The sequence below is a fragment of the Abyssibius alkaniclasticus genome, from assembly GCF_020447305.1.
Taxonomy (GTDB): domain Bacteria; phylum Pseudomonadota; class Alphaproteobacteria; order Rhodobacterales; family Rhodobacteraceae; genus Abyssibius; species Abyssibius alkaniclasticus.
Genome location: NZ_CP095732.1, coordinates 1,753,445 through 1,776,334 on the forward strand (window position 1 = coordinate 1,753,445; position 22,890 = coordinate 1,776,334).

Here is a 22,890-nt window from a genome sequence, read left to right on the forward strand (position 1 = left end):
ATATAGGTGGGTGCGGGCAGTTGCGCTAGTGCGCAACCTTGTTGCCTGCAACCGCCTTGCGTTCCGCCGCCAGTTTGCGCTGGTAGCGGCTTTGCACAAGCTCCACCAGCACCAGCACCACAACAGAGAAATAGAAGGTGGTTTTGCTCATCGCATCGACGCTGTAGCCAAACAGTTTCAACTGCGCCAGATGCCCGCCTTCGCCCAGCAGAACGACGCCCACGATCAGCAGGATGAACAGGCCAAGCACCTCATACATGCGGTTTTTCTTCAAGAACTCCGTCACGCCATCGGCCAGCACCAGCATGGCCACGCCCGACAGTATGATTGCCAGCGCCAGCAAGGCAAACACCTTGGTAATGGCCAGCGCCGACAAGACGGAATCAAAGCTGAATATCAGATTCATCAACACGATCGTGGCCACCACCTGCGCGGCCGATTTCCGGCCCTTGTCTTCAATATCGGTGCCCAGATGCTCGATCGCCATCATATGGCCGATCTCTTTCATGGCCGTATACATGATGAACACACCGCCAAACAAGAACACCAGCACGGCAAAGGTGAACTCACCCTCGATGAAACCGGGCAGGTTGATGCTGAAAAACGGTGCTTGCAGCGCCTCGATCAGGTTGACCATGACGAAAAGCAGAATAATGCGCGCGGCCACCGCAATCAGAATGCCCCAGCGGCGCACGGATTTCTGGCTTTCCAGCGGGGCGCGTTGGCTCTCAATCGAGATATAGAGCAGATTGTCAAAGCCCAGCACGGCCTGCAAAAATATCAAAACCGCCAGGTTTCCCAGATTGGCCAGTGTCAGTAGCTCGTCCATTGCGCGTCTCCCGTTTTGTTTTGCAAGCCTTACCTGCCTAGGGGGTTGGCGCGCAACCCGGCAATCAGCCCGTTTTCGTTGAAATGGCGGCCTGATTCATGTAATATCGGCCTGTTTTCGAGGTCAATAACCCGCTGTGCTTTACGGTCTGCGTGTCTTGAATGCTCGGCAACGCAGAAGCCGGGGCAACCTGCACCGGCCATCTATTGGGGATTGTCAGGAATGGCAAAAGGTACAGTTAAGTGGTTCAACACTGAAAAAGGCTATGGCTTTATTCAGCCGGAGGATGGCGGGAATGACATATTTGTGCATGTCACTGCCGTGCAGCAGGCCGGATTGACCACGTTGAAGGAAAATCAGCCGATTGAATATGAGCTGACCGACGGGCGCGACGGGCGCAAAAGCGCCGGAGATTTGAAGGTTTAGGCCCGCAGCAGGGTAAAGCGCCGCCCAGGCGCTTTATCAATTCCGAAAGGGAACGGGCGACCAGGCGCAGGCAAAACCATCGCCGTCGCTGTCAAGGTTCAGCGGGTCTTCCGCCGGGCCGCCACGCTGCAAGAACAGCGATTGCGCCGCATCTGCATTGGCGTATTGCGCACATGCGCGCCGCGCATCCTCACGCGAGATCTGCAAGCGACGGTAGAGCTTTTCGCCGACATTGTTGCCCGTGGCACGCGCATAGGTGGCCAGCACATCGCGGTTGACATTCACATTTGCCGGTGCAGCCGGGGCTGGGGCCGGGGCCGCTACCGGGGCAGGCGCGGGAGCCGCCACCGGTGCTGGTGCAGGGGCGGGCGCGGGTGCTGGTTGCGCGGCTGGGGCGGCTGCAACCTCGGCTTCCACAGTGGCGGCGGCACCGGGTGTTTCGCCGGGAATTGGTTCGAGCCGGCTTTCATCAATGCTGTCATCGGCGGCGAAATCTTCCACCTGTTCAAAACTGGCTGGCGGCAACTGGTTGGCGCGGTTGCCATCGGGCGGATAGGCGCTTGGCAGGCCGATTGCCGGAAAATCGGCGTTGAACCCGGCTTCCTGCCGACAGGCAGATATGCCGCCCGCAAGCCCGACCAGCAGCGCGGCTGTAAAGATTTTCCGGGTCAATGCCATGTTCCTACCACCATTTTTCGGGTTTCGCCGCATAGCCTATGGCTTTTTCCATCGTATAGGCAACATTCATCATGCCGCCTTCATCCCAGGGGCGGCCAATGATTTGCAGGCCAAGCGGCAGGTTTTCGCGGCTTTGACCGGCGGGAATGGCAATGCCGGGCAGGCCAGCCAGGTTGACCGTGACGGTGAACACATCGTTCAGATACATCTGGATCGGGTCGACATCGGCCATCTCACCCAGCCCGAAAGCGGCCGAGGGTGTGGCCGGGGTCAGGATAGCGTCAATCCCATCGTCAAACGCTGTCTCGAAGTCTTGCTTGATCAGCGTGCGCACCTTTTGGGCGCGCAGGTAATAGGCATCGTAAAACCCGGCCGAAAGCACATAAGAGCCGATCATCACGCGGCGCTGCACTTCGCGGCCAAAACCTTCGGCGCGCGTGCGCTCATACATTTCGGTAATGCCTTCGCCCGCCTTGATTTTGGCGCGATGGCCGTAGCGCACCCCATCATAGCGCGCAAGGTTGGACGAGGCTTCGGCGGGCGCAATCACGTAATAGGCGGGCAGCGCGTATTTGGTGTGCGGCAGCGAGATATCGACAATCTCTGCCCCCGCATCGCGCAGCATGGCGCGGCCCTCATCCCACAGCTTGTCAATCTCCGCGGGCATTCCATCCAGTCGGTATTCACGCGGAATGCCGATTTTCTTGCCACGGATATCGCCGGTCAGCGCGGCTTCAAAATCGGGCACGGGCAAATCGGCGCTGGTGCTGTCTTTCGCATCATGACCTGCCATCGCGCCCAGCATGATGGCGGCATCGCGCACCGATTTGGTCATCGGGCCGGCCTGATCGAGGCTGGAGGCGAAGGCGACGACACCCCAACGCGAACAGCGGCCATAGGTTGGCTTGACGCCGGTAATGCCCACAAAGGCGGCTGGCTGGCGGATGGAGCCGCCGGTATCGGTGCCGGTTGCCGCAAGGCAGCTATCGGCCGCCACCGCCGCTGCGGAGCCGCCCGAACTGCCGCCCGGTGTCAGGGCAAGATTGCTGCCGCTGCGCCGCCAGGGGCTGGTGACAGGGCCATAGGCCGAGGTTTCGTTCGAGCTGCCCATCGCAAACTCGTCCATGTTCAGCTTGCCGATCATCACGGCGCCATTGTCCCACAGGTTTTGCGTGACGGTGGATTCATAGGGCGGCTGGAAGCCCGCCAGAATGTTGGAGGCCGCCTGCGTTTGAACGCCTTTGGTGGCAAACAAATCCTTGATGCCCAGCGGAATGCCGGTCATCGCCGGGGCGTCGCCCTTGGCCAATGCGGCATCGGCCAGTTTGGCGCGTTCCTGTGCGGCCTCTTCGCACAGCACGGTCCAAGCGTTCAGCGGGGCGGCGGCTTTGGCGGCGTCAAGGCAGGCGCTGGTCAGTTCAACAGCGGTAAACTCGCCCTTGCGCAACCCGTCGCGCGCGGCGGTAATCGTCAATTTGTTCAATTCGGCCATTATTCAACCACCTTTGGCACAGCGAAAAACCCTTCGCGGGCATCGGGGGCATTGGCCAGAACATCATCGCGCTTCTCGCCGTCATCCACCATGTCGGCGCGGCGTTTCAGCGCCATTGGCGTGACCGAGGTCATCGGCTCTACGCCCGCAACATCCACCTCGTTGAGCTGTTCCATGAAGTTCAGAATGCCGGAAAGCTCGGCAGCCAGCGGGGCAAGCTGTGCGTCGCTCACCTCGATCCGGGCCAGATGCGCCACGCGGCGCGCTGTTTTTTCGTCGATTGACATGCGGTTTCCTGTCGGCGTGGGTTTTGACGTGGTTTAGCCTTAGCGCGCCAAGGGTGCAAGACGCGGATGGCGCAACAGCACAAGGATCATCCAGCCAAGCATGATGGCGTTGAGGATATGCCACATGAAATGCAGCCCGATCGGCGCAGCGGCGCAAAGCGGCGCATCGAGCGTGCGGAATGTCAGCGACAGGGCCAGTATGCCCGCGCCAATGGCCAGACCGCGTGCCGTGGCGGGGGCTTTGCGCGCCAGCAATGCGGCATAGGCAAGGATCATGGCCAGCACCGGCATATAGCTGACCGAGCCGTTGAGCGGGCCGAACAGCGCCGCCATGCCACGGCCAAGCAGCATTGCGAAGGGGATGAAGGCCAGCGTCACCACCAGCCCCAGCCACCAGGTCTGGTGCAGATACCGCGTTGTGGCGGCATATATATAGACCAGAATGAAGGCAAGGATGGGCAGAACATCGGCCAGCGCCGCCCAGCGTTGGGCAAAACCGTGAAAGGCCAGCGAGCCAAGGCCGATGATGAACAGGATCAGCGCCAGTGCGCGCGCCAGGCCATCGGGCCTTGTGCGCCGCCAGACCAGTGCTGCGGCCAGCAGAAAGGCGAGGTTGGAGACCAGGTTCAACGGCTCGGCCAGCAGGCCCGGCCCCAGCCTTTCGCAGTAATTGTCGACCTGTTCCAGCCAGTTCATCTTGGACTCCGCTTTTGTGCTGCGTCTATCATGGCCTCAAAACAAGGGAGAGTCGAAAATGAAAATTATCTGGCTGGGCCATTCGGGCTTTCGCATTGAAATTGCCGGTAAGGTGTTGCTAATCGACCCGTGGCTGGTGGGCAACCCGATGTTTGATGAAGCGCACCGCGCCGCGGCGCTGGCAGGGGTGACGCATATCCTCATCAGCCACGGGCATGGCGACCATGCGGGCAATGTCGTTGAAATTGCCCGCGAAACCGGCGCGCCGATTGTGGCTGTGTTTGAATTGGCCGAAATACTGGCCGAGATTACGGGCAATGAAGGCATTGCCATCGGGCGGGGCGGCACTGCGAAGCTGGGCGATGTTGCGCTAACGCTTGTGGCCGCCTCGCATTCATCCTCTTACCCGGATTCCGGCACACGCGGCGTGGCGGGCAGCGAATGCGGCTTCATGATCGCGGGTGAGGGGCGCAAGATCTATTTTTCGGGCGATACCGATATCATGGCCGATATGGACTGGTTCGGGGACTATCATCGCCCCGATATCGGCATTCTGTCGGCGGGCGGGGTATATACGATGGATATGGCGGCGGCGGCCTATGCGGCCAAACGGTATTTCAACTTCAAAACCCTCATCCCCTGCCATTACCGCACGTTTGACGCGCTGGAGCAGAGCGCCGACAGGCTGAAAGCCGCTCTGCCGGGCGTGGATGTCATCGAGCCGGAAGTTATGGTGCCGATCACGCTTTAGGCCGTTCCAAGGCGGCGCGGAAACGGTAGCACCTGCAGCAAGGTTGCGCCCGCGCCGCCCGCTAGCCTTGTGGTATGTTGCGGCGTTCGGCAAAGAAATCGCGCAAAAGCCGGGCGCAATCCGCTTCGGCCAGCCCGGCATAAACCTCGGGCTTATGATGCGCCTGGGGGTGTGTGTAGATGCGCGGACCGTGGTCCACCCCGCCAGATTTTGCATCATCCGCGCCATAATAAAGCCGCGCGATACGGGCGGCGGAAATGACCATCGCGCAGGCCGGGCAGGGTTCAAGCGTAACGTAGAGGTCGCATCCCACCAGCACCGGCTGGCCAAGGGCGGCGCAGGCGGCACGGATGGCCAGCACCTCGGCATGGGCGCTTGGGTCGAGCAACTCGCGCGTGCGGTTGCCCGCGCTGGCCAGCACCGCGCCATCGGGGCCGATCACCACGGCCCCCACCGGCACTTCGCCGCGCGCGGCGGCGGCGCGGGCCTCGGCAAGGGCATGGTCCATATGGCTTTGAAAGCGGCTCATAGGCACGGTATTCATGGGTTTTGGCGCCAGTGCAAGCAAATTGCCTTGGCGCGGCAGGCGGCGGGGTGTATGGGGGCGCGATGAGCAAACAGGAATATGACGGCGAGCGGATCGCCAAGCGCATGGCGCGCGCAGGCCTCGCCTCGCGCCGGGAAGCCGAACGGATGATTGCCGAAGGCCGCGTCGCGGTAAACGGCAAGACCATCGACAGCCCGGCACTGAACGTGACCAAAAGCGACAGTATCATCGTTGATGGCAAACCTTTGGCGGCAAGCGAGCCGGTGCGCGTGTGGCGCTATCACAAGCCATCGGGGCTGGTGACATCGAATGCCGACGAAAAGGGCCGCGACACGGTGTTTGACAAGCTGCCGCCCGACATGCCGCGTGTGATGAGCATCGGCCGGCTGGATCTGAACTCGGAAGGGTTGTTGCTGCTGACCAATGATGGTGATCTGAAGCGGCGGCTGGAATTGCCCTCGACGGGTTGGACACGCAAATACCGTGTGCGCGCCAATGGTTCGATCGAGGACAAGGCGCTTGCCCCGCTGCGCGCGGGCGTCACCGTTGATGGCGAGCGGTTCCAGCCGATGACCATTGATATTGACCGTGTGCAGGGCGCGAATATCTGGCTGACCGTGGCCATAAAGGAAGGCAAGAACCGCGAGATTCGCCGGGCGCTGGAATTTGTGGGGCTGAAGGTGAACCGGCTGATCCGGCTTTCCTACGGGCCGTTCCAGCTAGGCGAATTGGCGCGCGGCGCGGTTGAGGAAATCCGCCCGAAAATCTTGCGCGACCAGTTGGGGGTCGAACGGATGCCAGAGCCGGAATTGCGCGCGCAAGCCGCCAGCCGGGCCGAGGCGCAAAAAGGCCCGCGCAGCCGTGCGCGGCCCGCCAATCAAAGCGGAGCATCGCTGCGGCCAAAAGACGGGCGGCCAAAGGGCGGCAAGCGCGGCTGATATGCAGATTGTGCAGCACCCTTCGGCAAATTTTGGCCCGCGCAAGGGTGGCGCCAAGCCCGACCTGATCGTGCTGCATTACACGGGCATGGACAGCGCAGAAGCCGCGCTGGCGCGGTTATGCGACCCCGTGGCCGAGGTGTCCGCCCATTACCTGATTGCCCGCGATGGCACGGTTTTCCAACTGGTTGATGAGATGATGCGCGCCTGGCACGCGGGCGCGGGAAGCTGGGGTGCGGCTCGGGATGTGAACAGCCGGTCTATTGGCGTGGAGCTGTGCAATGCCGGTGCGCTGATCGGCTTGCCACCCTTTGCGCATAGGCAAATGCGCAGCCTTGAAGCCTTGCTCGATGAGCTGATGCAGCGCCACACCATCCCGCCGGAGCGTATTATCGGCCATTCCGATATGGCGCCGGGCCGCAAGGCCGACCCCGGCCCGGCTTTTGACTGGCGGCGGCTTGCAAAAGCGGGGCGGTCGGTTTGGGCGGCAGGCGCGCCCGGGTCGCAAGGCGACCCCAAGGATGGCGTGCCATCCTTGGCGCGATTTCATCGCGCGGCGCGCCGGTTTGGCTATTGCGCGACGGTTGCGCCAGAAACAGTATTGGCGGCCTTCCGGTTGCGCTTTGCGCCCGAACGCATTGGCCAGCCGCCAGGCCATGCGGACATTTCCCAGATCGAGGCGCTGGCACACGCCTATCCCTGCATTGACGAAGCCCGCCCCAAGGCTTAACTGGGCGCTGTGCGGATGGCTGGACGGCCGCGTGCGGGCCCGCCCGCCCGAGGAAAGTCCGGACTCCAGAAGTAAACGGCGCCGGTTAATGGCCGGCCGGGGCAACCCGAGGGATAGCGCCACAGAGAACAGACCGCCCCAAGGCTTTGGGGTAAGGGTGAAACGGTGGGGTAAGAGCCCACCGCCGCGCTGGTAACAGGGCGGGCAGGGCAAGCCCCGCCGGGAGCAAGGCCAAATAGGAACCACGCGGGCACATGCCCGGCGCACTTCAGCCAGTGGTTCGGGTTGGCTGCTAAAGCCATCTGGCAACAGGTGGCATAGATGAATGGTCGTCACCTTGCGCAAGCAAGGCACAAAATCCGGCTTACAGGCCATCCGCACATTTTCAGCTTGGTTTCACCGACCAGCGGGCTGCCAGATCATCCAGCCCCGCGCGGATAATCTCGGCCACAACATCCATGTCCACATCGGCCAGTTTGTTGATGTAAAGGCAGGATTTTCCGATTTTATGTTTGCCGAGCCGGGTGAGCATATCGCCCAGTCTGGCATAACCCGGCAGGATATACAGAACCAAATTTGCCTTGCGCGGGCTGAAGCCGGTGGCAAGGCTGGTGCCGGAATGGCCGGTTTCATAGACATAATCATAGCTGCCATAGCCCACCATTGTCGGCCCCCACATTTGCGGGGTATAGCCGGTTACCTTGCGAAACAGCGCATCCAGCGCCAGCCCGTCGGCGCGCCGGGTCGGGTGGGGGATGTCGTTCAGAAATTCCGCAACTGAAACTTCGGTGGGTCTGGTCTTGTTTTCTGCCATAGGCTTCGCTCCTAAAACTCGACAATGGCGAATACCGCGCGGTGGTCCGATGGCCAGGGTTCGATGATGATATCGCTGCGAATGCCCGGCTCGCCCACAATCGCCGCCTCGCGCACGGTTACAGGCCGGTCAGTCGCGCCGCGCACAAAGATATAGTCGATGCGGTCGTGGTGGTCCTCGGGGTCATCCTCGGTTGTCCAGCGCGGGGTCCAGGTAAAGGCGGGCTTTTCCAGCGGGTCGGGCCAGATGGCGCGGTAGGCATCTACAAAGCCGGCATCGGCCAGCCGCTGGGTTGTGGGCCACTGCACAGCCAGCGGGTGCAGACCGGCTTCGACCGTCGCCTCGGTCCAATCCAGCGCCGATGGCTCGCCGAAATCGCCGGTGATGATGATAATGGCATCGCCCGGTTTGGTGAAATCGGCAAAGAGCAGGTCCAGCGCCGGGCTGCGGGTGCGGGTGGCCCATTTGATCAGCTCGGGTTCGGTGTTTACAAAGGGCGCGGGGCCATATTCGATGCCCAGCGCCTGATAGGGCTGGTAGGGTTCGTCATCGAGCTGGATGTTGAACAGCCAGATTTCGGTGCCGTTCACATCAATCTGCACCCCAAGGTCGTTGTTGCTTTGCCCGATAATCGGATAGCGGCTTATGACAGCATTTGACCAGAGCGCCACGTTTTCCTGTGTTTGCTCGTAATAGTAATAGCCCAGCTCTGCGGCCAGCACGGCAGCAGCCGAGGCGCCATCGGCCGGGCAATATTCGGCCTCGCAAATTTCGCTGATCAGCCGTGTTTCCTGCAGGCCGACAATATCGGGATCCATTGCGCGGATCACGGCAAGCGTTTCATCGACGGGTTTGCCATCGCTCGCGCCGCCCCCGAAAATGTTGAATGACATGATGCTCAGCGTTTCCGCCTGCAGCGGGGCCGCCAGGGCGCAAAGCACAAGTCCAAGCAATTTCTGCCGCATAAATTCAGCTCCCAACACAGGTTTCGGGCAAAACCTAGCACGAAAAACCGCAACCACACGGAATTTTTGAAACTTCGCGCGCGGGCTGCGAAAATCTGGCTGCACTACATATAGTGGGTGGGGGTGAAGGAACCGCAATACCTGCCATATCCCCCAATTTGCCCATGTTTTTTATGCTTGGTGGGGCAAAATGTCATTGATTTCCATGAAATGTTACGCTACTCCAAACCTATCAAGAGGTTCGGGATACGACATAAGGCCAAAGGCCACAAACCAGAGCAGGTTTCATACAGGCCCCGCATTTCTTGAGATGAGATCCGACGCGACGTGAGCAGACACGCAAGTGGCGCGCAGTCGGGCAGGGCCCGAACGGGACAGTCGGCGGATCGTGCTAGCAGTCACGATCCGCCGTTTCCGTTTAGGGGGCGGTAACAGGAGCATGAGACGTGGAGCTACGTTTCAGAGGCGAGTCAGTCCACCGGGTGGACGCCAAGGGCCGTGTTTCGGTTCCGGCGTCCTTTCGGCGTGTGCTTGAGCTTGGCGATCCTGACTGGGTTGAGGGCGGCAACCCCAGCTTTGTGTTGATCTACGGGCTTGATGGCACCACTTGCCTGAATGGTTATACCAAGCGCGAGGCCGACAGGCTTGGCGAGAAAATCGCCAATATGCCCTATGGCACCATGCGCAAGCGGATGGAGCGGCGGTTGATGACGCAATCGGCCTATCTTACGCTGGATGACAATGGCCGCTTTGTGCTGTCGCAGGCCTTGCGCGACCAGTTCGGCATTACCGACGAGGCGAAATTCGCCGGGATGAACGAGAAATTCGAAATCTGGACGCCAGCAGCCTTCGAGGCTGATCAGGCGCTGCTCGATGCCGAGGATGATGCCCAAGGCATTAACCTGCTCGAGGCGTTGAACGCGCCGCGGCAGGGGGTTTAGCCATGTCGGCGCCAGCACATGTGCCGGTGCTGCTGGCCCCGCTTTTGGCGCAGGTTGCACCCGTCGGCGGTGTCTGGCTTGACGGCACCTTCGGTGCGGGCGGCTACAGTGCCGGGCTGATCGCGGCGGGCGCTGAGCATGTGATCGGCGTTGACCGTGACCCCGATGCGCAAGCGGCAGGCGATGCGCTGGCCGCCGCAAGGCCCGGTAAATTCACATTCGTGGCCGGCGAATTTGGCGAGCTTGCCGATATCGCAGCCGCACAGGGCCACAGCGCGCTGGCGGGCATTGTGCTGGATATCGGCGTCTCCTCCATGCAGATCGACCAGGCTGCGCGCGGCTTTTCCTTTGCCAAGCCCGGCCCCCTGGATATGCGCATGGCGCAATCGGGGCCGAGTGCTGCCGATGTGGTGAATACCGCACCCGAAGCCGCATTGGCCGATATTCTGTTCCAGTTTGGTGAAGAACGCGCCAGCCGCCGCATTGCGCGTGCCATTGTCGAGGCGCGCGCGCTTGCGCCGATCACCACGACCGAGGCTTTGGCCGAGATCGTCTCCAAATGCCTGCCGCGCCCCAAAAAGGGCCAGATCCACCCCGCTACCCGCAGCTTTCAGGCCTTGCGGATTGCCGTGAATGACGAGCTTGGGCAATTGGCCAAGGGGCTTGAAGCTGCTGAATCCATCCTCGCCCCCGGTGGCTTGCTGGCGGTTGTGACCTTTCATTCGCTGGAGGATCGCATGGTGAAACGCTTCATGGCGGGCGGTGCCGATGATGGCACCAGGGTCAATCGTTACGCGCCCGCCGGCCAACACACAGCACTGCGCTGGGACAGGGTGACGCGCAAGGCGATTACGGCCGATGAGGATGAATGCGCCGCCAACCCGCGCGCGCGCTCGGCCCGGCTGCGCGTGGCCCGGCGGCTGGAAGGCGATGCAAGGCCGGTCGATGCCCGCGTGCTTGGCGCACCACGTTTTGATGTTGGGGGGATTTGGGCGTGAAGAACCTGCTTTACCTTTGCGCGCTGGCGCTTGTGCTGATCTTCGCCACATGGGCCTATCAGGTGAATTACCGCACGAAATCGGAAATGGATTATGTCAGCACGTTGCAGCGCGAAATCGCGCAGGAACGCCAGACATTGGCCGTTTTGCGCGCCGAATGGGCCTATCTGAACCGCCCCGAGCGTTTGCGCGTGCTGGTGGAGATGAACTTTGCCGATCTGCGCCTGATGCCGCTGCATTCCGACCATTTCGCCGCGATTGGCGATGTGGCCATGCCGCGCCCGCCCATCCCCGATGACATTGACGGGATGATCAGCGATATGGTCGATACCGCCGCGCACGAGGCTGACATGAATGGAGACGAGCCATGATCCGCCGGCCGCTGCGCCCGCTGGCCCGCATTTTGCGCGCCCGCATCAGGGGCGAAGACCCCGACAAGATTGAAGCCGAAGCCCGCGCCGCGCGGATGCGCAGCTTGCGGGCCGCTGAAAAGCGCCGTGCGGAATTGCGGCTTTGGTTTCTGGCGGCAGTGTTTCTGGCGGCGTTCTTTACGGTCGGCGGCAAAATGTTCGTGCTGGCCACAACCGAGGCGGTCGAGCCGGTGGCCAGCGTCAACACCTCGCCCATTGTGAACCAGCGCGCCGATATTGTAGACCGCAACGGCGCAATTCTGGCAACCAACCTTGCCACCGCCTCGCTTTATGCCAATCCGCAAGAGATGATCGACCGGGTGGCCGCCGCCGAGGGGCTGGCGCAGATTTTCCCCGATCTCGATGCGGCCGATCTGCTGCGGCAGTTCTCCGGCACGCGCAAGTTCATCTGGGTCCGGCGCAAAATGTCGCCAGAGCAGCAGCAGGCAGTGTATGATCTGGGCGAGCCGGGATTGCAATTTGGCCCGCGCGAGCTGCGCCTGTATCCCAATGGCGCCTTTGCCGCACATATTCTGGGCGGCACGAGCTTTGGGCGCGAAGGTGTCTATGCCGCCGAGGTGATCGGCACGGCAGGTGTGGAACTGGCCTTTGATTCCTATTTGCGCGACCCGGCCAACCAGGGCGCGCCATTGCGCCTTTCGCTGGACATGCCGGTGCAGGCCGCGATGGAGCAGGTGCTTGCCGGCGGCATGGCGCTGATGAATGCACGCGCTGCAACCTCGGTGCTGATGGAGGTGGATACCGGCCGGATCGTCGCAATGGCCAGCCTGCCGGATTTTGACCCCAACCACCGCCCATTGCCGCCCACATCGGGGGACCCGGCCGACAGCCCGCTTTTCAGCCGTGCCGTGCAGGGCCGCTACGAGCTAGGCTCGACCTTCAAGATATTTGTCGCGGCGCAGGCGTTGGAAAGCGGGTATGCCACGCCCGATACCATGATTGATACTTCGGGCCCGCTGGTCTGGGGCCGGTTTCGTATCCGCGATTTTCACGATTACGGCCCAAGCCTGAGCCTTCGGGATGTGATCGTGCAATCGTCCAATATCGGCGCTGCGCGCTTGGCCGCAGCAATGGGGGCCGAAGCGCAGCAGGCATTTCTGGCGAAGCTGGGTCTGCTCGATCCACTTGAGCTGAATTTGCCGGAATCCACTCATTCGCGCCCGCTTACCCCGCCGAACTGGTCCGAGCTTTCAACCATGACCGTCTCTTACGGCCACGGTATTGCGGTTACACCGCTGCACCTTGCCGCCGCCTATTCCAGCCTGGTGAATGGCGGGCTGCGTGTGCGCCCCAGCCTGCTGATGGACAGCCCCCTGCCCACCGAGGCCGATCGTGTCATCTCGCCCCAGACATCGGCCAGCATTCGTGAAATGCTGCGCGCGGTCGTCTCGCGCGGCACCGCATCGCTGGGCGATGTCGAGGGCTATGAGGTGGGTGGCAAGACCGGCACCGCCGATAAGCCCGATCCGCAGGGCGGCTATTATGATTCCCGCGTAATCGCCACTTTCGCGGCGGCCTTTCCTATGTCAAACCCGCGCTATGTGCTGATCGTCACGCTTGACGAGCCCGAGGACACGACAGGAACCGAGCCGCGCCGCACCGCGGGTTGGACATCTGTGCCGGTTGGCGCAGAGATTATTCGCCGGATTGCACCGCTTATGGGGATGCGTCCAAACTATTCAGAACTGGCGCCGGTTGTGTTGGCGTCGCAATAGAACGTGGCAAAATGGACAGACCAACCCGGTCCTTGGCAGACCTGCAACTTGGCGACATGGTCCGCCCTCTGGGTGCGGTGGAAAGCCTTGCGCTAAGCGGCATTTCGGTTGACAGCCGCACAACAAAACCCGGCCATCTTTTTGCCGCGATGCCCGGCACCAACGCGCATGGCGCGACATTTGCAAGTTTCGCGCTGCGCATGGGCGCGGTTGCGGTGCTGACCGATGCCGAGGGCGTGGCACTGCTGGAACAGGAGTTTGGCAGCCTGCCCGCGCCGGTTCTGCTGGCCGAAAACCCCCGCCGGGCACTGGCGGTTGCGGCGGCCAACTGGTTTGGCGCCCAGCCTGAAACGATTGTCGCGGTGACCGGCACAAATGGCAAAACCTCGGTTTCGACCTTTGCGCGGCAAATATTCGAGGCTTTGGGCGAGGCGGCGGTCAATTTCGGCACGACCGGGGTTGAGGGCGCCGTGGTGGCGGCGCTGTCGCATACCACGCCCGAACCGCTGACCCTGCATAAACTGCTGGCCGATCTGGCCGCACAGCAGGTTAGCCACGCGGCGATGGAAGCGTCGAGCCACGGGCTGGCGCAAGAACGCCTTTCCGCCGTGCGGCTGCGCGCGGCCGCCTTCAGCAACCTTACCCGCGACCATCTGGATTATCATCCCGATGTTGAAAGCTATTTCGCCGCCAAGGCCCTGCTGTTCAGCCAGGTCTTGCCGCAAGACGGCACTGCCGTGATCAATATGGACGATCCGTTCGGCGCGCGCATGGCCGAAGTTGCAAGCGCGCGTGGGCAGAGGATTATCCGCGTCGGGCGCGACCCTGCCGCCGATCTGCGCATTCGCGCCACACGGTTTGACGCCGACGGGCAGGATTTGCGCTTTGACTGGCGGGGTGAAAGCCAGGTTGTGCGGCTGGCGCTGATCGGCGGTTTTCAGGCGGGCAATGCGCTGCTGGCCGCGGGCCTGGCCATAGGCTGCGGGGCGGCGCCCGAAGCTGTCTTTGCCGCCCTGCCCAAACTCGCCACCGTGCGCGGGCGTATGCAGCTTGCCGCAACGCGCGGCAATGGCGCGAAGGTGTTCGTCGACTATGCCCACACGCCCGACGCGCTGCAAACCGCGCTGACCGCGCTGCGCCCGCATGTATTGGGGCGGCTCATTGCGGTGTTTGGCGCGGGCGGTGACCGCGACCGTGGCAAGCGCCCGCTGATGGGTGCGGCCGCGGCCAATTATGCCGATCTTGTTTTTGTGACCGACGATAACCCCCGCACCGAAAATGCGGCCAGCATTCGCGCCGCCGTTCTGGCCGGTTGCCCCGAAGGTATCGAGGTTGGCGACCGGGCCGAGGCGATCTTGCGCGCCATTGATGCAGCCCAACCCGGTGATGCCGTGCTGATTGCCGGTAAAGGCCATGAAAGCGGGCAGATCGTCGGGCGCGATATTTTACCCTTTGATGATGTCGAGCAGGCGAGCATGGCCACCAAGGCGCTCGACGGGCTGGGCCTGTGAACTGGCTTTGGACAGGGGCCGAGCTTGCCGCCGCCACAGGCGCGCCCGTGGCGGTTGCCGGCGTTGCCGGTGTTTCGATTGACACGCGCAGCCTGAAGCCGGGCGACCTGTTTGTGGCCCTGCTCGACCAGCGCGACGGGCATGACTTTGTGGCCGATGCGCTCGACAAGGGGGCCGCCGCAGCACTTGTGGCGCGCGCGCTTCCCGGTGTCGCGCCCGAAAGGCTGATCATCGTGCCCGACCCGCTGGCCGCGCTGGGCCAGATGGCGAAAGCCGCGCGCGCGCGGTCTGCGGCAAGGGTGGTTGCAGTCACCGGCTCGGTTGGCAAAACCGGCACAAAAGACATGCTGCGCATGATCTTTGCCGATCAGGGCCAGGTTCATGCCGCCGAAAAGAGCTATAACAACCATTGGGGTGTGCCGCTGACCCTTGCGCGATTGCCGCGCGAGGCCGCTTTTGCCGTGATCGAGCTTGGCATGAACCACCCCGGAGAGATTGCCCCGCTCGCCCGGCTTGCCCGCCCGCATGTGGCGCTGATCACCACGGTTGCCGCCGTCCATGCTGGCGCATTTGCATCCGTCGCGGAGATTGCCGATGAGAAGGCCGCAATTTTCGAGGGGCTCGTGCCCGGCGGCATTGCCGTTCTGCCCGCCGATAACGCGCATTTCGAGCGGCTTTTTGCGGTTGCGCAGCGCCATGCGGGTAACATTGTAACTTTTGGCAGGGCAGATGCAGCAACCTTCCAGCAAATAGAGGCCCGCCCCGGCCCGACGGCGACGGTTATCAATGCGCGCGGGCCCGAGGGGCCGTTTCTGTTCAAACTTGGCGCGCCGGGGCTGCATCTGGCGATGAATGCGCTTGGCGCGCTGACCGCCGCGCAGGCCGCCGGGGCCGATCTTGCGCGCGCCGCCCTCAGCCTTGCCGCCTGGCGCGCCCCCGCGGGGCGCGGCGCGCGGCTTGGCATTGCCCTTGGCCCCAGCGGAATGGACGGGCGGATAACCCTGATTGACGAAAGCTATAATGCCAATCCGGCAAGCATGGGCGCGGCGCTGGATCTGCTGACCCTGTGCCCCGTTGAAGATGGCATCGGCCGTGTCGCCGCCGGGCGGCGCATTGCCATTCTGGGCGATATGCTGGAGCTGGGCGATGCAGAACTGGCGCTTCACGCCGCGCTGGCCAGCCATGCGGCGCTGGACCGTATCAGCATCATCCACTGTGTCGGTTCGCGCATGAAGGCGCTGCACGAGGCACTTCCGGGCAATAAACGCGGCCAATGGTTTGAAACCTCTCAGGCCTGTGCGGCAATGGCTGCAAAGCTTCTGGATGCTGGCGATGTCGTCATGGTCAAAGGCTCGCTTGGCGCGGCCATGCGCCATGTGGTTGACGCGATCAAGAATTTGGGCGAAAGCAGCCCGCTGGAGCAAAGCGAAGGGGCGTAAATGCTGTATTGGCTCAAAGACCTGTCGAATATCGGGGATCTATTCAATCTCTTCACCTATATCTCGTTTCGTGCGGGGGGCGCATTTCTGACCGCGCTGATCATCAGCTTCACCTTTGGTCAGCCAATGATCAACTGGTTGAAAAAGAAGCAGAAAACCGGCCAGCCAATACGCGATGACGGGCCGGAAAGCCATATATTGCAAAAGGCGGGCACACCCACGATGGGGGGCGCGCTGATCCTGCTGTCCTTGCTGGTGTCCACGCTGTTATGGGCGCGGCCCGACAATGGCTATATCTGGCTGGTTCTCTTTGTCACTGCCGGCTTTGGCCTTATCGGCTTTGCCGATGACTATGCCAAGGTGACGCGGCAAAACACAAAAGGTGTGTCTGGCAGGCTGCGCATGGGCATCGGTGCGATTGTGGCGATCATTGCCAGCATCTGGGCCATGTATTTGCAGCCGCCCGAACTGTCGGGCTATCTTGCGTTCCCGATTTTCAAGAACGCATTGTTGTATCTGGGATATTTCTTTGTGCCCTTCGCGATGATCGTGATTTTGGGCGCGGCAAATGCCGTGAACATGACCGACGGGCTGGACGGGCTGGCCATTATGCCGGTGATGATCGCAGGCGGCTCGCTTGGCGTTATCGCCTATGTGGTTGGCCGCACGGATTTTACCGAATATCTGGAGGTGCATTACGTGTCCGGCACCTCGGAGATAGCCATTTTCGCAGCGGCGCTTATCGGCGCGGGGCTTGGCTTTCTGTGGTATAATGCACCGCCCGCGGCCGTGTTCATGGGCGATACCGGCAGCCTTGCCCTTGGCGGCGCGCTCGGCGCGATTGCCGTGGCCACCAAGCACGAAATCGTGCTGGCGGTTATCGGCGGGCTGTTCGTGGTTGAAGCGATGTCGGTGATCATACAGGTGTTCTACTTCAAGCGCACCGGCAAACGCGTGTTCCTGATGGCCCCGATTCACCACCATTTCGAGAAAAAGGGCTGGGGCGAGGCGCAGATCGTCATCCGCTTCTGGATCATCTCTGTTATTCTGGCGCTGATCGGGCTGGCAACGCTGAAGCTGCGTTGAGGCGCAAGGCCAATCCAGACGACTGCGCCGCCCCGGACCTGATCCGGGGCCTCCTGATTGCAAGCGCAGAGGCCCCGGATCAGGTCCGGGGCGGCGTGGTGCGCGTGGGTCGCGGCAGAATGCGCGCACGACCGCACCCTGTGCCTTGCCAGCTTGCCACGTTCCGCGCTAGGTGGTGATGTCATCAAAAAGGCTACAGCTATGATCCCCGTTGTCGCATATGCCAACCGCAAGGTCGCCGTGCTTGGGCTGGCGCGTTCGGGCCTTGCCGCAGCGCGCGCACTGGTTGCGGGTGGGGCCGAGGTGCTGGCCTGGGATGATGGCGAGGCGGCGCGCGGCACGGCGGATGCGGCTGGCATTCCGCTGGCCGATCTGCGCCGTGCCGACTGGTCCGAGATTGCGGCGCTGATTGTCAGCCCCGGCATTGCGCATCTCTACCCGGCACCGCACCCGATCATTGCCACCGCAATGGCTGCCGGTGTGCCGGTCGACAATGATATCGGCCTGTTTTTCGCCTCGTTCGGGGGGGCGGACTGGGCGAAGCTGGAATCTGTGCCGCGCGTGGTGGCTGTGACCGGCTCCAACGGCAAATCGACCGTGACGGCGCTGATCCACCATATACTGGAGCGCAATAACCTTCCCTGCCAGATGGGTGGCAATATCGGGCGCGCTGTATTCGACCTTGAACCGGCGCATGATGGCGAGGTGATCGTGCTGGAACTTTCGAGCTACCAGACCGAGCTTGCCCGCGCGTTGACACCGGACATTGCCGTGTTCACCAACCTCACCCCCGATCATCTGGACAGGCATGGCGGGCAGGGGGGGTATTTTGCCGCCAAGCGCCGCCTGTTTGCCGAAGGCGGGCCGGACCGTGCCATTGTGGGTGTCGACGAGGCCGAAGGCCGGATGCTTGCCAACCAGATTGCCCTTGCGCCCGAGGATGACCGGCTGATCCGCGTATCATCGAGCGGCAAGCTTGGCGGGCCGGGCTGGTATGTGCTGGCCCGCAAGGGGTTCTTGGCCGAATGGCGCAGAAACAAACAGATGGCCAGCATTGATTTGCGCGGCTTTGCAGGGCTGCCCGGCGCGCATAACCACCAGAACGCCGCCGCCGCCTATGCCGCCTGCCGCGCGCTTGGCCTTGGCCCGCGCCAGATAGAGCCGGCCTTGGCAAGCTTTGCCGCATTGCCGCATCGTTGCCAGTTGCTGGGCGAAGTGGAGGGCGTGCGCATCATCAATGATTCAAAGGCCACCAACGCCGACAGCACCGCCTATGCGCTGGCCGCGTTCAAGAATATCCGCTGGATTGCGGGCGGGCAGGCGAAAGCGGGGGGGATAACATCGCTTGCGCCGTATTTTGGCAATGTCACCAAGGCTTACCTGATCGGCGATGCGCAGGCCGAATTTGCCGCAACGCTTGGCGATCATCCGCATGAGTGTTGCGAAACGCTGGCCAATGCCGTGGCCAAAGCCCTGGCCGAGGCGGCACCGGGCGATGTGCTTTTGCTTTCACCCGCATGTGCCAGTTTCGACCAGTTTTCCAGCTTTGAAGACCGCGGTGCGCAGTTTGCCGCACTTTGTGGGCTTGCGCTGACATCGTAACACTGGCCAGTGCGGTTTTTTCGCGCTAGACTCCGCTCTACGAATGACCGGGCAAACCGGCGGCGTTACATGAGGATGAGCAGCCCCATGACCGAAATGGTTTTCAATACCGTGGCAACACGGCATGACGAAGCGATTCTATCGCGCTGGTGGCGCACGATGGACCGTTGGACCCTGGGCTTTGTGCTGGTGCTTTTTGTGATCGGCGTGTTGCTGGGGCTTGCGGCATCGCCCCCCCTGGCCGAACGCAACGGGCTTGAAGCGTTTTACTACGTGAAGCGGCAGGTTGCCTTTGGCCTGCTCGGGCTGGGCGCGATGGTGGTGATTTCGACATTTTCACCGCAACGGCTGCGCCGCCTTATGGTGCTGGGGTTTGTCGCGGTCTTTCTGTCGCTCCTGATCCTGCCGTTTGCCGGCACCGATTATGGCAAGGGCGCAACGCGCTGGTTCTCGCTGGGTATCGTTTCCTTGCAGCCCTCCGAATTTGTGAAGCCCGCCTTCATCGTGCTTTCGGCCTGGCTGATGGCCGGGTCGAGCGATCTGAACGGCCCGCCGGGGCGGATGCTGTCGTTTTTCGTGGCGATCACTCTGGCGCTGCTGCTGGCCTTGCAGCCCGATTTCGGGCAGGCGGGGCTGATCATGGCCGCCTGGGGGATGATGTATTTCGTCTCTGGTGCGCCGGTGCGCCTGCTGATCGTGCTTGGTGGCATGGCCGGGGGCGCGGGCTGGACAGCCTATACGTTTTCCGAACATTTCGCCCGCCGCATAGATGGTTTCCTTGCCTCGGAGCTTGACCCGACCACGCAGCTTGGCTTTGCGACCAACGCCATTCAGGAAGGCGGCCTGCTTGGCGTGGGCGCTGGCGCGGGCAGCGTGAAATGGTCACTTCCCGACGCGCATACCGATTTCATCATTGCCGTGGCCGCCGAGGAATATGGCGTGCTGGTCTGCCTGCTGATTGTCGGCCTGTTTGCGGCGATCGTCGTGCGCTCTATCCTGCGCCTGCTGCGCGAGCGCGACGCCTTCGTGCGCCTTGCCGGGGTGGGGCTGGCGGCGCTTCTGGCATTTCAGGCGCTGATCAATCTTGGCGTTGCCGTGCGGCTTTTGCCGGCAAAGGGCATGACATTGCCGTTCATCTCCTATGGCGGTTCATCCGCGCTGGCCACGGGCATCATGATGGGGTGCCTGCTGGCGCTGACCCGCCGCCGCCCGCAAGATGACCTGGCCGATGTTCTGGGCCGGGGCCGGTAATATGGCGCGCCTGGTGGTAATTGCGGCCGGTGGCACCGGCGGGCATATGTTTCCTGCACAGGCGCTGGCCGAAGAATTGCTGGCGCGCGGCTGGCAGGTGAAACTGTCAACCGATGCGCGCGGTGCGCGTTATGCAAGCGGCTTTCCCGATGCCGTTGCGCGCGAGGTGGTCAAATCGGCCACGACGGCGCGGGGCGGCCTGCTTGGCAAGGCGCTGGTGGTGCCGCGCATTCTGGCAGGCGCCTGGGCTGCGCGGCGCTCGTTCAAGCGCAACCGGCCCGATATTGTCATCGGTTTTGGCGGCTATCCGGCAGTTCCGGCCATGCTGGCCGCCTGGGCCTTGCGCCTGCCACGCATGATACATGAGCAAAACGGTGTGCTTGGCCGGGTGAACACAGTCTTTGCACCGCGTGTTTCGGCCGTGGCCTGCGGCACCTGGCCAACCAGCCTGCCCAAGGGCGTGGCGGGGGTGAATATCGGCAACCCCGTGCGCGCCGCCATCAAGGCCAAGGCCGGCGCCGCCTATATTCCGCCGGGCGACTATCCGATGTCGCTGCTGATGCTGGGGGGCAGTCAGGGTGCGCGCATTCTGTCGCAGATCGTGCCCACCGCGCTGGCCAGCCTGCCCGAAGACCTGCGCAGCCGTATCCGCATCGCCCATCAGGCCCGCCCCGAGGACGAGGAGGCGGTTGTCGCCGCCTATGCCGCTGCGGGTATCAAGGCCGAGGTCAAGCCGTTCTTTAGCGACATCCCGACCCGTATGAGCGAGGCACAACTGGTCATTTCGCGCGCCGGTGCCTCGAGCCTTGCCGACCTGTCGGTGATCGGCCGCCCGGCAATTCTGGTGCCTTTTGCCGCCGCAACGGGCGATCATCAATCCGCCAATGCCGCGCCGTTTGTCGCCGCGGGTGCGGCGATTGTTCTGGCAGAGACGGCGTTGACAGCCGATACGCTTATGCAGCATATCCGCGATATTCTTGCCGATGAGGGCCGCGCCAAGGCGATGGCGGCGGCGGCATTGGCGCTTGGCCAGCCCGAGGCCGCAACCCAATTGGCCGATCTGGTAGAATCGACCGCGACCCAGGAGCAGCCATGAACGCCCATACGCGCCTGCCGCAAGATATTGGCCCCATCCATTTTGTCGGCATTGGCGGCATTGGCATGTCGGGCATTGCCGAGGTGCTTTTGAACCACGGCTACCAGGTTCAGGGCTCGGATCTGCGCGCCACGCCGATTACCCAGCGCCTGACAGAAAAGGGCGCCGAAATTTTCATTGGCCAGCGTGCCGAAAATCTGGCCGGTGCTGCGGTTGTGGTCATTTCATCGGCCATCAAACGCGGCAACCCAGAGCTGGATACCGCCCGCGCCCAGGGCATTCCCGTTGTGCGCCGCGCCGAAATGCTGGCCGAGCTGATGCGCCTGAAATCCAATGTTGCCGTTGCGGGCACGCATGGCAAAACCACAACCACATCGCTTGTGGCAGCGCTTTTGGTCGGCGGCGGGCTCGACCCGACGGTCATCAATGGTGGCATCATCCATGCCTATGGCTCCAATGCGCGCATGGGCACGGGCGATTGGATGGTGGTAGAGGCGGATGAGAGCGACGGCACCTTCAACCGCCTGCCTGCCACCATTGCGATCGTCACGAATATCGACCCAGAACACCTCGACCATTACGGCAGCTTTGATGCGATCCGCGAGGCGTTCCATACCTTTGTGTCGAACATCCCCTTTTATGGTGCCGCGATCTGCTGCATCGACCATGCCGAGGTGCAGGCGCTTGTGGGCCGCATCACCGACCGCCGTGTCATCACCTATGGCCGGAACCCGCAGGCCGATGTGCGCATCGAAAACCTGCATTACATTGCCGGGCAGGCGCATTTTGATGTGGGCTTTACCGACGAGGGCCGCCGCCTTGAAGGGCTGGTGTTGCCGATGCCGGGCGACCATAACGTGCTGAACGCCGCCGCCGCCATTGCCGCCGCGCGCCAGCTTGGCGTTACGGATGATGAAATTCGCAGCGCCCTTAGGGCGTTTGGCGGGGTGAACCGCCGCTTCACCCGTGTGGGCGAATGGAACGGTGTGGCGATCATCGATGATTACGGCCATCACCCTGTTGAAATTGCCGCCGTGCTGCGCGCCGCGCGCCAGGCTTGCGAGGGGCGGGTCATCGCCATACACCAACCCCACCGCTATTCGCGCCTGCATGATTTGTTCGACGATTTCTGCAATGCGTTCAACGAGGCCGATACCGTGGTCATTGCCGATGTCTATGCCGCGGGCGAAGACCCGATCGACGGCGCCGACCGCGACGGGCTTGTCGCCGGCTTGCGCCGCCACGGACACCGCGATGCGCGCGCCGTGGAAACAGAGGCCGACCTGCCCGCGCTGGTGCGCGACAGCACGAAACCGGGCGATATGGTGGTGTTTCTGGGGGCGGGGAGCATTACCGCATGGGCGCATAACCTGCCCGCTGCACTGGAAAAATGAGCTGGGCGGGATATGCCGCGCTGGCTTGGTCGATCTCGGCCAATGTGCTGGCCGTGCTGCCCCATAGCTGGAACCGACCGGGCGCCTATACCCTCATCGCCTGCATTCTGCCCATTTCCATTGGCCTTGCCTATGCCCATCACTGGGGCTGGGCGCTGGGGTTTTTTATGCTGACGCTGTTTCAGTTGCGGCTATTGCTGCGGCATTGGTGGCGCAAATGGCGCGCAACGCGCCGCAGCGCACAAAACTGAAGGGCCGGGTGCTTCCCCCGGC

Annotated in this window: 24 protein-coding genes and 1 other RNA gene; 17 read left to right on the plus strand and 8 right to left on the minus strand. The window is 62.5% G+C overall.

Translation table 11 applies throughout. The features are described 5' to 3' along the window. Nucleotides 1–25: 25 nt before the first annotated feature. A complete protein-coding gene (locus LGT41_RS08740; RefSeq protein ID WP_274126487.1) occupies nucleotides 26–829 on the minus strand; it encodes a TerC family protein in 804 nt (267 codons plus the stop codon). 222 nt (nucleotides 830–1,051) lie between these two features. Here LGT41_RS08740 and LGT41_RS08745 point away from each other — a divergent pair, with 222 nt between their 5' ends. Then, the gene (locus tag LGT41_RS08745) at nucleotides 1,052–1,255 is read left to right on the plus strand and encodes a cold-shock protein (RefSeq protein WP_274126488.1); all 204 of its coding nucleotides are present in this window, start codon (nucleotides 1,052–1,054) and stop codon (nucleotides 1,253–1,255) included. 36 nt (nucleotides 1,256–1,291) lie between these two features. On the opposite strand, the gene LGT41_RS08750 is transcribed toward LGT41_RS08745, so the two are convergent. Genes LGT41_RS08750 through LGT41_RS08765 form a run of 4 tightly spaced genes read right to left on the minus strand, consistent with a single transcriptional unit; the run spans nucleotide 1,292 to nucleotide 4,408 of the window. Beyond that, nucleotides 1,292–1,927, minus strand: coding sequence for a hypothetical protein (locus LGT41_RS08750; RefSeq protein ID WP_274126489.1), 636 nt, complete (start codon nucleotides 1,925–1,927; stop codon nucleotides 1,292–1,294). Between the two features lie 10 nt (nucleotides 1,928–1,937). Continuing rightward, nucleotides 1,938–3,425 (minus strand): Asp-tRNA(Asn)/Glu-tRNA(Gln) amidotransferase subunit GatA, encoded by a 1,488-nt coding sequence (gatA, locus tag LGT41_RS08755; RefSeq protein WP_274126490.1) that lies wholly within the window; start codon nucleotides 3,423–3,425, stop codon nucleotides 1,938–1,940. Beyond that, nucleotides 3,425–3,712: an Asp-tRNA(Asn)/Glu-tRNA(Gln) amidotransferase subunit GatC gene (gatC, locus tag LGT41_RS08760; protein WP_274126491.1), complete on the minus strand. Its 288-nt coding sequence runs from the start codon at nucleotides 3,710–3,712 to the stop codon at nucleotides 3,425–3,427. Before gatC ends, gatA begins: the two co-directional genes overlap by 1 nt. A 39-nt stretch (nucleotides 3,713–3,751) precedes the next feature. After that, entirely contained in the window at nucleotides 3,752–4,408 is a 657-nt protein-coding gene (locus LGT41_RS08765) for a ceramidase domain-containing protein (RefSeq protein WP_274126492.1), read from the minus strand. Between the two features lie 58 nt (nucleotides 4,409–4,466). Between LGT41_RS08765 and LGT41_RS08770 the strand changes: the two genes are divergently transcribed. After that, the gene (locus tag LGT41_RS08770; protein WP_274126493.1) at nucleotides 4,467–5,159 is read left to right on the plus strand and encodes a metal-dependent hydrolase; all 693 of its coding nucleotides are present in this window, start codon (nucleotides 4,467–4,469) and stop codon (nucleotides 5,157–5,159) included. Nucleotides 5,160–5,220: 61 nt separating this feature from the next. On the opposite strand, the gene LGT41_RS08775 is transcribed toward LGT41_RS08770, so the two are convergent. Next, the gene (locus LGT41_RS08775) at nucleotides 5,221–5,703 is read right to left on the minus strand and encodes a nucleoside deaminase (RefSeq protein ID WP_274126494.1); all 483 of its coding nucleotides are present in this window, start codon (nucleotides 5,701–5,703) and stop codon (nucleotides 5,221–5,223) included. Nucleotides 5,704–5,768: 65 nt separating this feature from the next. Between LGT41_RS08775 and LGT41_RS08780 the strand changes: the two genes are divergently transcribed. The 3 genes from LGT41_RS08780 (at nucleotide 5,769) to rnpB (ending at nucleotide 7,757) form a co-directional block, all read left to right on the plus strand. Beyond that, complete coding sequence (locus LGT41_RS08780) at nucleotides 5,769–6,644, plus strand: pseudouridine synthase (protein WP_274126495.1); 876 nt, start codon at nucleotides 5,769–5,771, stop codon at nucleotides 6,642–6,644. A 1-nt stretch (nucleotide 6,645) separates the two neighbouring features. Beyond that, nucleotides 6,646–7,374 (plus strand): N-acetylmuramoyl-L-alanine amidase, encoded by a 729-nt coding sequence (locus tag LGT41_RS08785; protein WP_274126496.1) that lies wholly within the window; start codon nucleotides 6,646–6,648, stop codon nucleotides 7,372–7,374. A gap of 11 nt (nucleotides 7,375–7,385) precedes the next feature. Beyond that, nucleotides 7,386–7,757: RNase P RNA component class A (gene rnpB / locus LGT41_RS08790), an RNA gene on the plus strand. A gap of 2 nt (nucleotides 7,758–7,759) precedes the next feature. Here rnpB and LGT41_RS08795 read toward each other — a convergent pair. Both LGT41_RS08795 and LGT41_RS08800 read right to left on the minus strand, forming a co-directional pair. Next, nucleotides 7,760–8,188, minus strand: coding sequence for a DUF1801 domain-containing protein (locus LGT41_RS08795; protein WP_274126497.1), 429 nt, complete (start codon nucleotides 8,186–8,188; stop codon nucleotides 7,760–7,762). Nucleotides 8,189–8,199: 11 nt separating this feature from the next. Further along, the gene (locus tag LGT41_RS08800; RefSeq protein WP_274126498.1) at nucleotides 8,200–9,153 is read right to left on the minus strand and encodes an endonuclease/exonuclease/phosphatase family protein; all 954 of its coding nucleotides are present in this window, start codon (nucleotides 9,151–9,153) and stop codon (nucleotides 8,200–8,202) included. Nucleotides 9,154–9,599: 446 nt separating this feature from the next. Here LGT41_RS08800 and LGT41_RS08805 point away from each other — a divergent pair, with 446 nt between their 5' ends. The 12 genes from LGT41_RS08805 to LGT41_RS08860 all read left to right on the plus strand — a co-directional run bounded on the left by LGT41_RS08805 (nucleotide 9,600) and on the right by LGT41_RS08860 (nucleotide 22,868). After that, complete coding sequence (locus tag LGT41_RS08805) at nucleotides 9,600–10,094, plus strand: division/cell wall cluster transcriptional repressor MraZ (RefSeq protein ID WP_274126500.1); 495 nt, start codon at nucleotides 9,600–9,602, stop codon at nucleotides 10,092–10,094. 2 nt (nucleotides 10,095–10,096) lie between these two features. Then, complete coding sequence (gene rsmH, locus LGT41_RS08810) at nucleotides 10,097–11,092, plus strand: 16S rRNA (cytosine(1402)-N(4))-methyltransferase RsmH (protein ID WP_274126501.1); 996 nt, start codon at nucleotides 10,097–10,099, stop codon at nucleotides 11,090–11,092. After that, nucleotides 11,089–11,463 carry a cell division protein FtsL gene (ftsL, locus tag LGT41_RS08815; RefSeq protein WP_274126502.1) on the plus strand — a complete coding sequence of 125 codons (375 nt, stop codon included), beginning with the start codon at nucleotides 11,089–11,091 and terminating at the stop codon, nucleotides 11,461–11,463. The genes rsmH and ftsL overlap by 4 nt, the downstream gene beginning before the upstream one ends. Continuing rightward, the gene (locus tag LGT41_RS08820) at nucleotides 11,460–13,238 is read left to right on the plus strand and encodes a peptidoglycan D,D-transpeptidase FtsI family protein (protein WP_274126503.1); all 1,779 of its coding nucleotides are present in this window, start codon (nucleotides 11,460–11,462) and stop codon (nucleotides 13,236–13,238) included. The genes ftsL and LGT41_RS08820 overlap by 4 nt, the downstream gene beginning before the upstream one ends. 56 nt (nucleotides 13,239–13,294) lie before the next feature. After that, the gene (locus tag LGT41_RS08825) at nucleotides 13,295–14,749 is read left to right on the plus strand and encodes a UDP-N-acetylmuramoyl-L-alanyl-D-glutamate--2,6-diaminopimelate ligase (protein ID WP_274129696.1); all 1,455 of its coding nucleotides are present in this window, start codon (nucleotides 13,295–13,297) and stop codon (nucleotides 14,747–14,749) included. Next, nucleotides 14,746–16,188 (plus strand): UDP-N-acetylmuramoyl-tripeptide--D-alanyl-D-alanine ligase, encoded by a 1,443-nt coding sequence (locus LGT41_RS08830; RefSeq protein WP_274126504.1) that lies wholly within the window; start codon nucleotides 14,746–14,748, stop codon nucleotides 16,186–16,188. Before LGT41_RS08825 ends, LGT41_RS08830 begins: the two co-directional genes overlap by 4 nt. After that, nucleotides 16,189–17,274: a phospho-N-acetylmuramoyl-pentapeptide-transferase gene (gene mraY / locus LGT41_RS08835; protein ID WP_274126506.1), complete on the plus strand. Its 1,086-nt coding sequence runs from the start codon at nucleotides 16,189–16,191 to the stop codon at nucleotides 17,272–17,274. Nucleotides 17,275–17,475: 201 nt separating this feature from the next. After that, complete coding sequence (murD, locus tag LGT41_RS08840) at nucleotides 17,476–18,876, plus strand: UDP-N-acetylmuramoyl-L-alanine--D-glutamate ligase (RefSeq protein WP_274126508.1); 1,401 nt, start codon at nucleotides 17,476–17,478, stop codon at nucleotides 18,874–18,876. An 87-nt stretch (nucleotides 18,877–18,963) separates the two neighbouring features. Next, nucleotides 18,964–20,127, plus strand: coding sequence for a peptidoglycan glycosyltransferase FtsW (locus LGT41_RS08845; protein WP_274126509.1), 1,164 nt, complete (start codon nucleotides 18,964–18,966; stop codon nucleotides 20,125–20,127). 1 nt (nucleotide 20,128) lies between these two features. Continuing rightward, nucleotides 20,129–21,223, plus strand: coding sequence for a UDP-N-acetylglucosamine--N-acetylmuramyl-(pentapeptide) pyrophosphoryl-undecaprenol N-acetylglucosamine transferase (locus tag LGT41_RS08850; RefSeq protein WP_274126510.1), 1,095 nt, complete (start codon nucleotides 20,129–20,131; stop codon nucleotides 21,221–21,223). Next, nucleotides 21,220–22,617, plus strand: a complete 1,398-nt coding sequence (gene murC / locus LGT41_RS08855) for a UDP-N-acetylmuramate--L-alanine ligase (protein WP_274126511.1) — start codon at nucleotides 21,220–21,222, stop codon at nucleotides 22,615–22,617. Before LGT41_RS08850 ends, murC begins: the two co-directional genes overlap by 4 nt. Next, on the plus strand, nucleotides 22,614–22,868 hold the full coding sequence (locus LGT41_RS08860) for a DUF2484 family protein (RefSeq protein ID WP_274126512.1): 255 nt from the start codon (nucleotides 22,614–22,616) through the stop codon (nucleotides 22,866–22,868). The genes murC and LGT41_RS08860 overlap by 4 nt, the downstream gene beginning before the upstream one ends. Nucleotides 22,869–22,890: the final 22 nt, after the last annotated feature.

Excerpts from the sequence above, each read along its gene's own strand:
- LGT41_RS08740 (WP_274126487.1), bottom strand. The coding sequence starts at position 829 with ATGGACGAGCTACTGACACTGGCCAATCTGGGAAACCTGGCGGTTTTG.
- LGT41_RS08745 (WP_274126488.1), top strand. The coding sequence starts at position 1,052 with ATGGCAAAAGGTACAGTTAAGTGGTTCAACACTGAAAAAGGCTATGGC.
- gatA (WP_274126490.1), bottom strand. The coding sequence starts at position 3,425 with ATGGCCGAATTGAACAAATTGACGATTACCGCCGCGCGCGACGGGTTG.
- gatC (WP_274126491.1), bottom strand. The coding sequence starts at position 3,712 with ATGTCAATCGACGAAAAAACAGCGCGCCGCGTGGCGCATCTGGCCCGG.
- LGT41_RS08765 (WP_274126492.1), bottom strand. The coding sequence starts at position 4,408 with ATGAACTGGCTGGAACAGGTCGACAATTACTGCGAAAGGCTGGGGCCG.
- LGT41_RS08770 (WP_274126493.1), top strand. The coding sequence starts at position 4,467 with ATGAAAATTATCTGGCTGGGCCATTCGGGCTTTCGCATTGAAATTGCC.
- LGT41_RS08775 (WP_274126494.1), bottom strand. The coding sequence starts at position 5,703 with ATGAATACCGTGCCTATGAGCCGCTTTCAAAGCCATATGGACCATGCC.
- LGT41_RS08780 (WP_274126495.1), top strand. The coding sequence starts at position 5,769 with ATGAGCAAACAGGAATATGACGGCGAGCGGATCGCCAAGCGCATGGCG.
- LGT41_RS08785 (WP_274126496.1), top strand. The coding sequence starts at position 6,646 with ATGCAGATTGTGCAGCACCCTTCGGCAAATTTTGGCCCGCGCAAGGGT.
- LGT41_RS08795 (WP_274126497.1), bottom strand. The coding sequence starts at position 8,188 with ATGGCAGAAAACAAGACCAGACCCACCGAAGTTTCAGTTGCGGAATTT.
- LGT41_RS08800 (WP_274126498.1), bottom strand. The coding sequence starts at position 9,153 with ATGCGGCAGAAATTGCTTGGACTTGTGCTTTGCGCCCTGGCGGCCCCG.
- rsmH (WP_274126501.1), top strand. The coding sequence starts at position 10,097 with ATGTCGGCGCCAGCACATGTGCCGGTGCTGCTGGCCCCGCTTTTGGCG.
- LGT41_RS08820 (WP_274126503.1), top strand. The coding sequence starts at position 11,460 with ATGATCCGCCGGCCGCTGCGCCCGCTGGCCCGCATTTTGCGCGCCCGC.
- LGT41_RS08825 (WP_274129696.1), top strand. The coding sequence starts at position 13,295 with ATGGTCCGCCCTCTGGGTGCGGTGGAAAGCCTTGCGCTAAGCGGCATT.
- mraY (WP_274126506.1), top strand. The coding sequence starts at position 16,189 with ATGCTGTATTGGCTCAAAGACCTGTCGAATATCGGGGATCTATTCAAT.
- murD (WP_274126508.1), top strand. The coding sequence starts at position 17,476 with ATGATCCCCGTTGTCGCATATGCCAACCGCAAGGTCGCCGTGCTTGGG.
- LGT41_RS08845 (WP_274126509.1), top strand. The coding sequence starts at position 18,964 with ATGACCGAAATGGTTTTCAATACCGTGGCAACACGGCATGACGAAGCG.
- LGT41_RS08850 (WP_274126510.1), top strand. The coding sequence starts at position 20,129 with ATGGCGCGCCTGGTGGTAATTGCGGCCGGTGGCACCGGCGGGCATATG.
- murC (WP_274126511.1), top strand. The coding sequence starts at position 21,220 with ATGAACGCCCATACGCGCCTGCCGCAAGATATTGGCCCCATCCATTTT.
- LGT41_RS08860 (WP_274126512.1), top strand. The coding sequence starts at position 22,614 with ATGAGCTGGGCGGGATATGCCGCGCTGGCTTGGTCGATCTCGGCCAAT.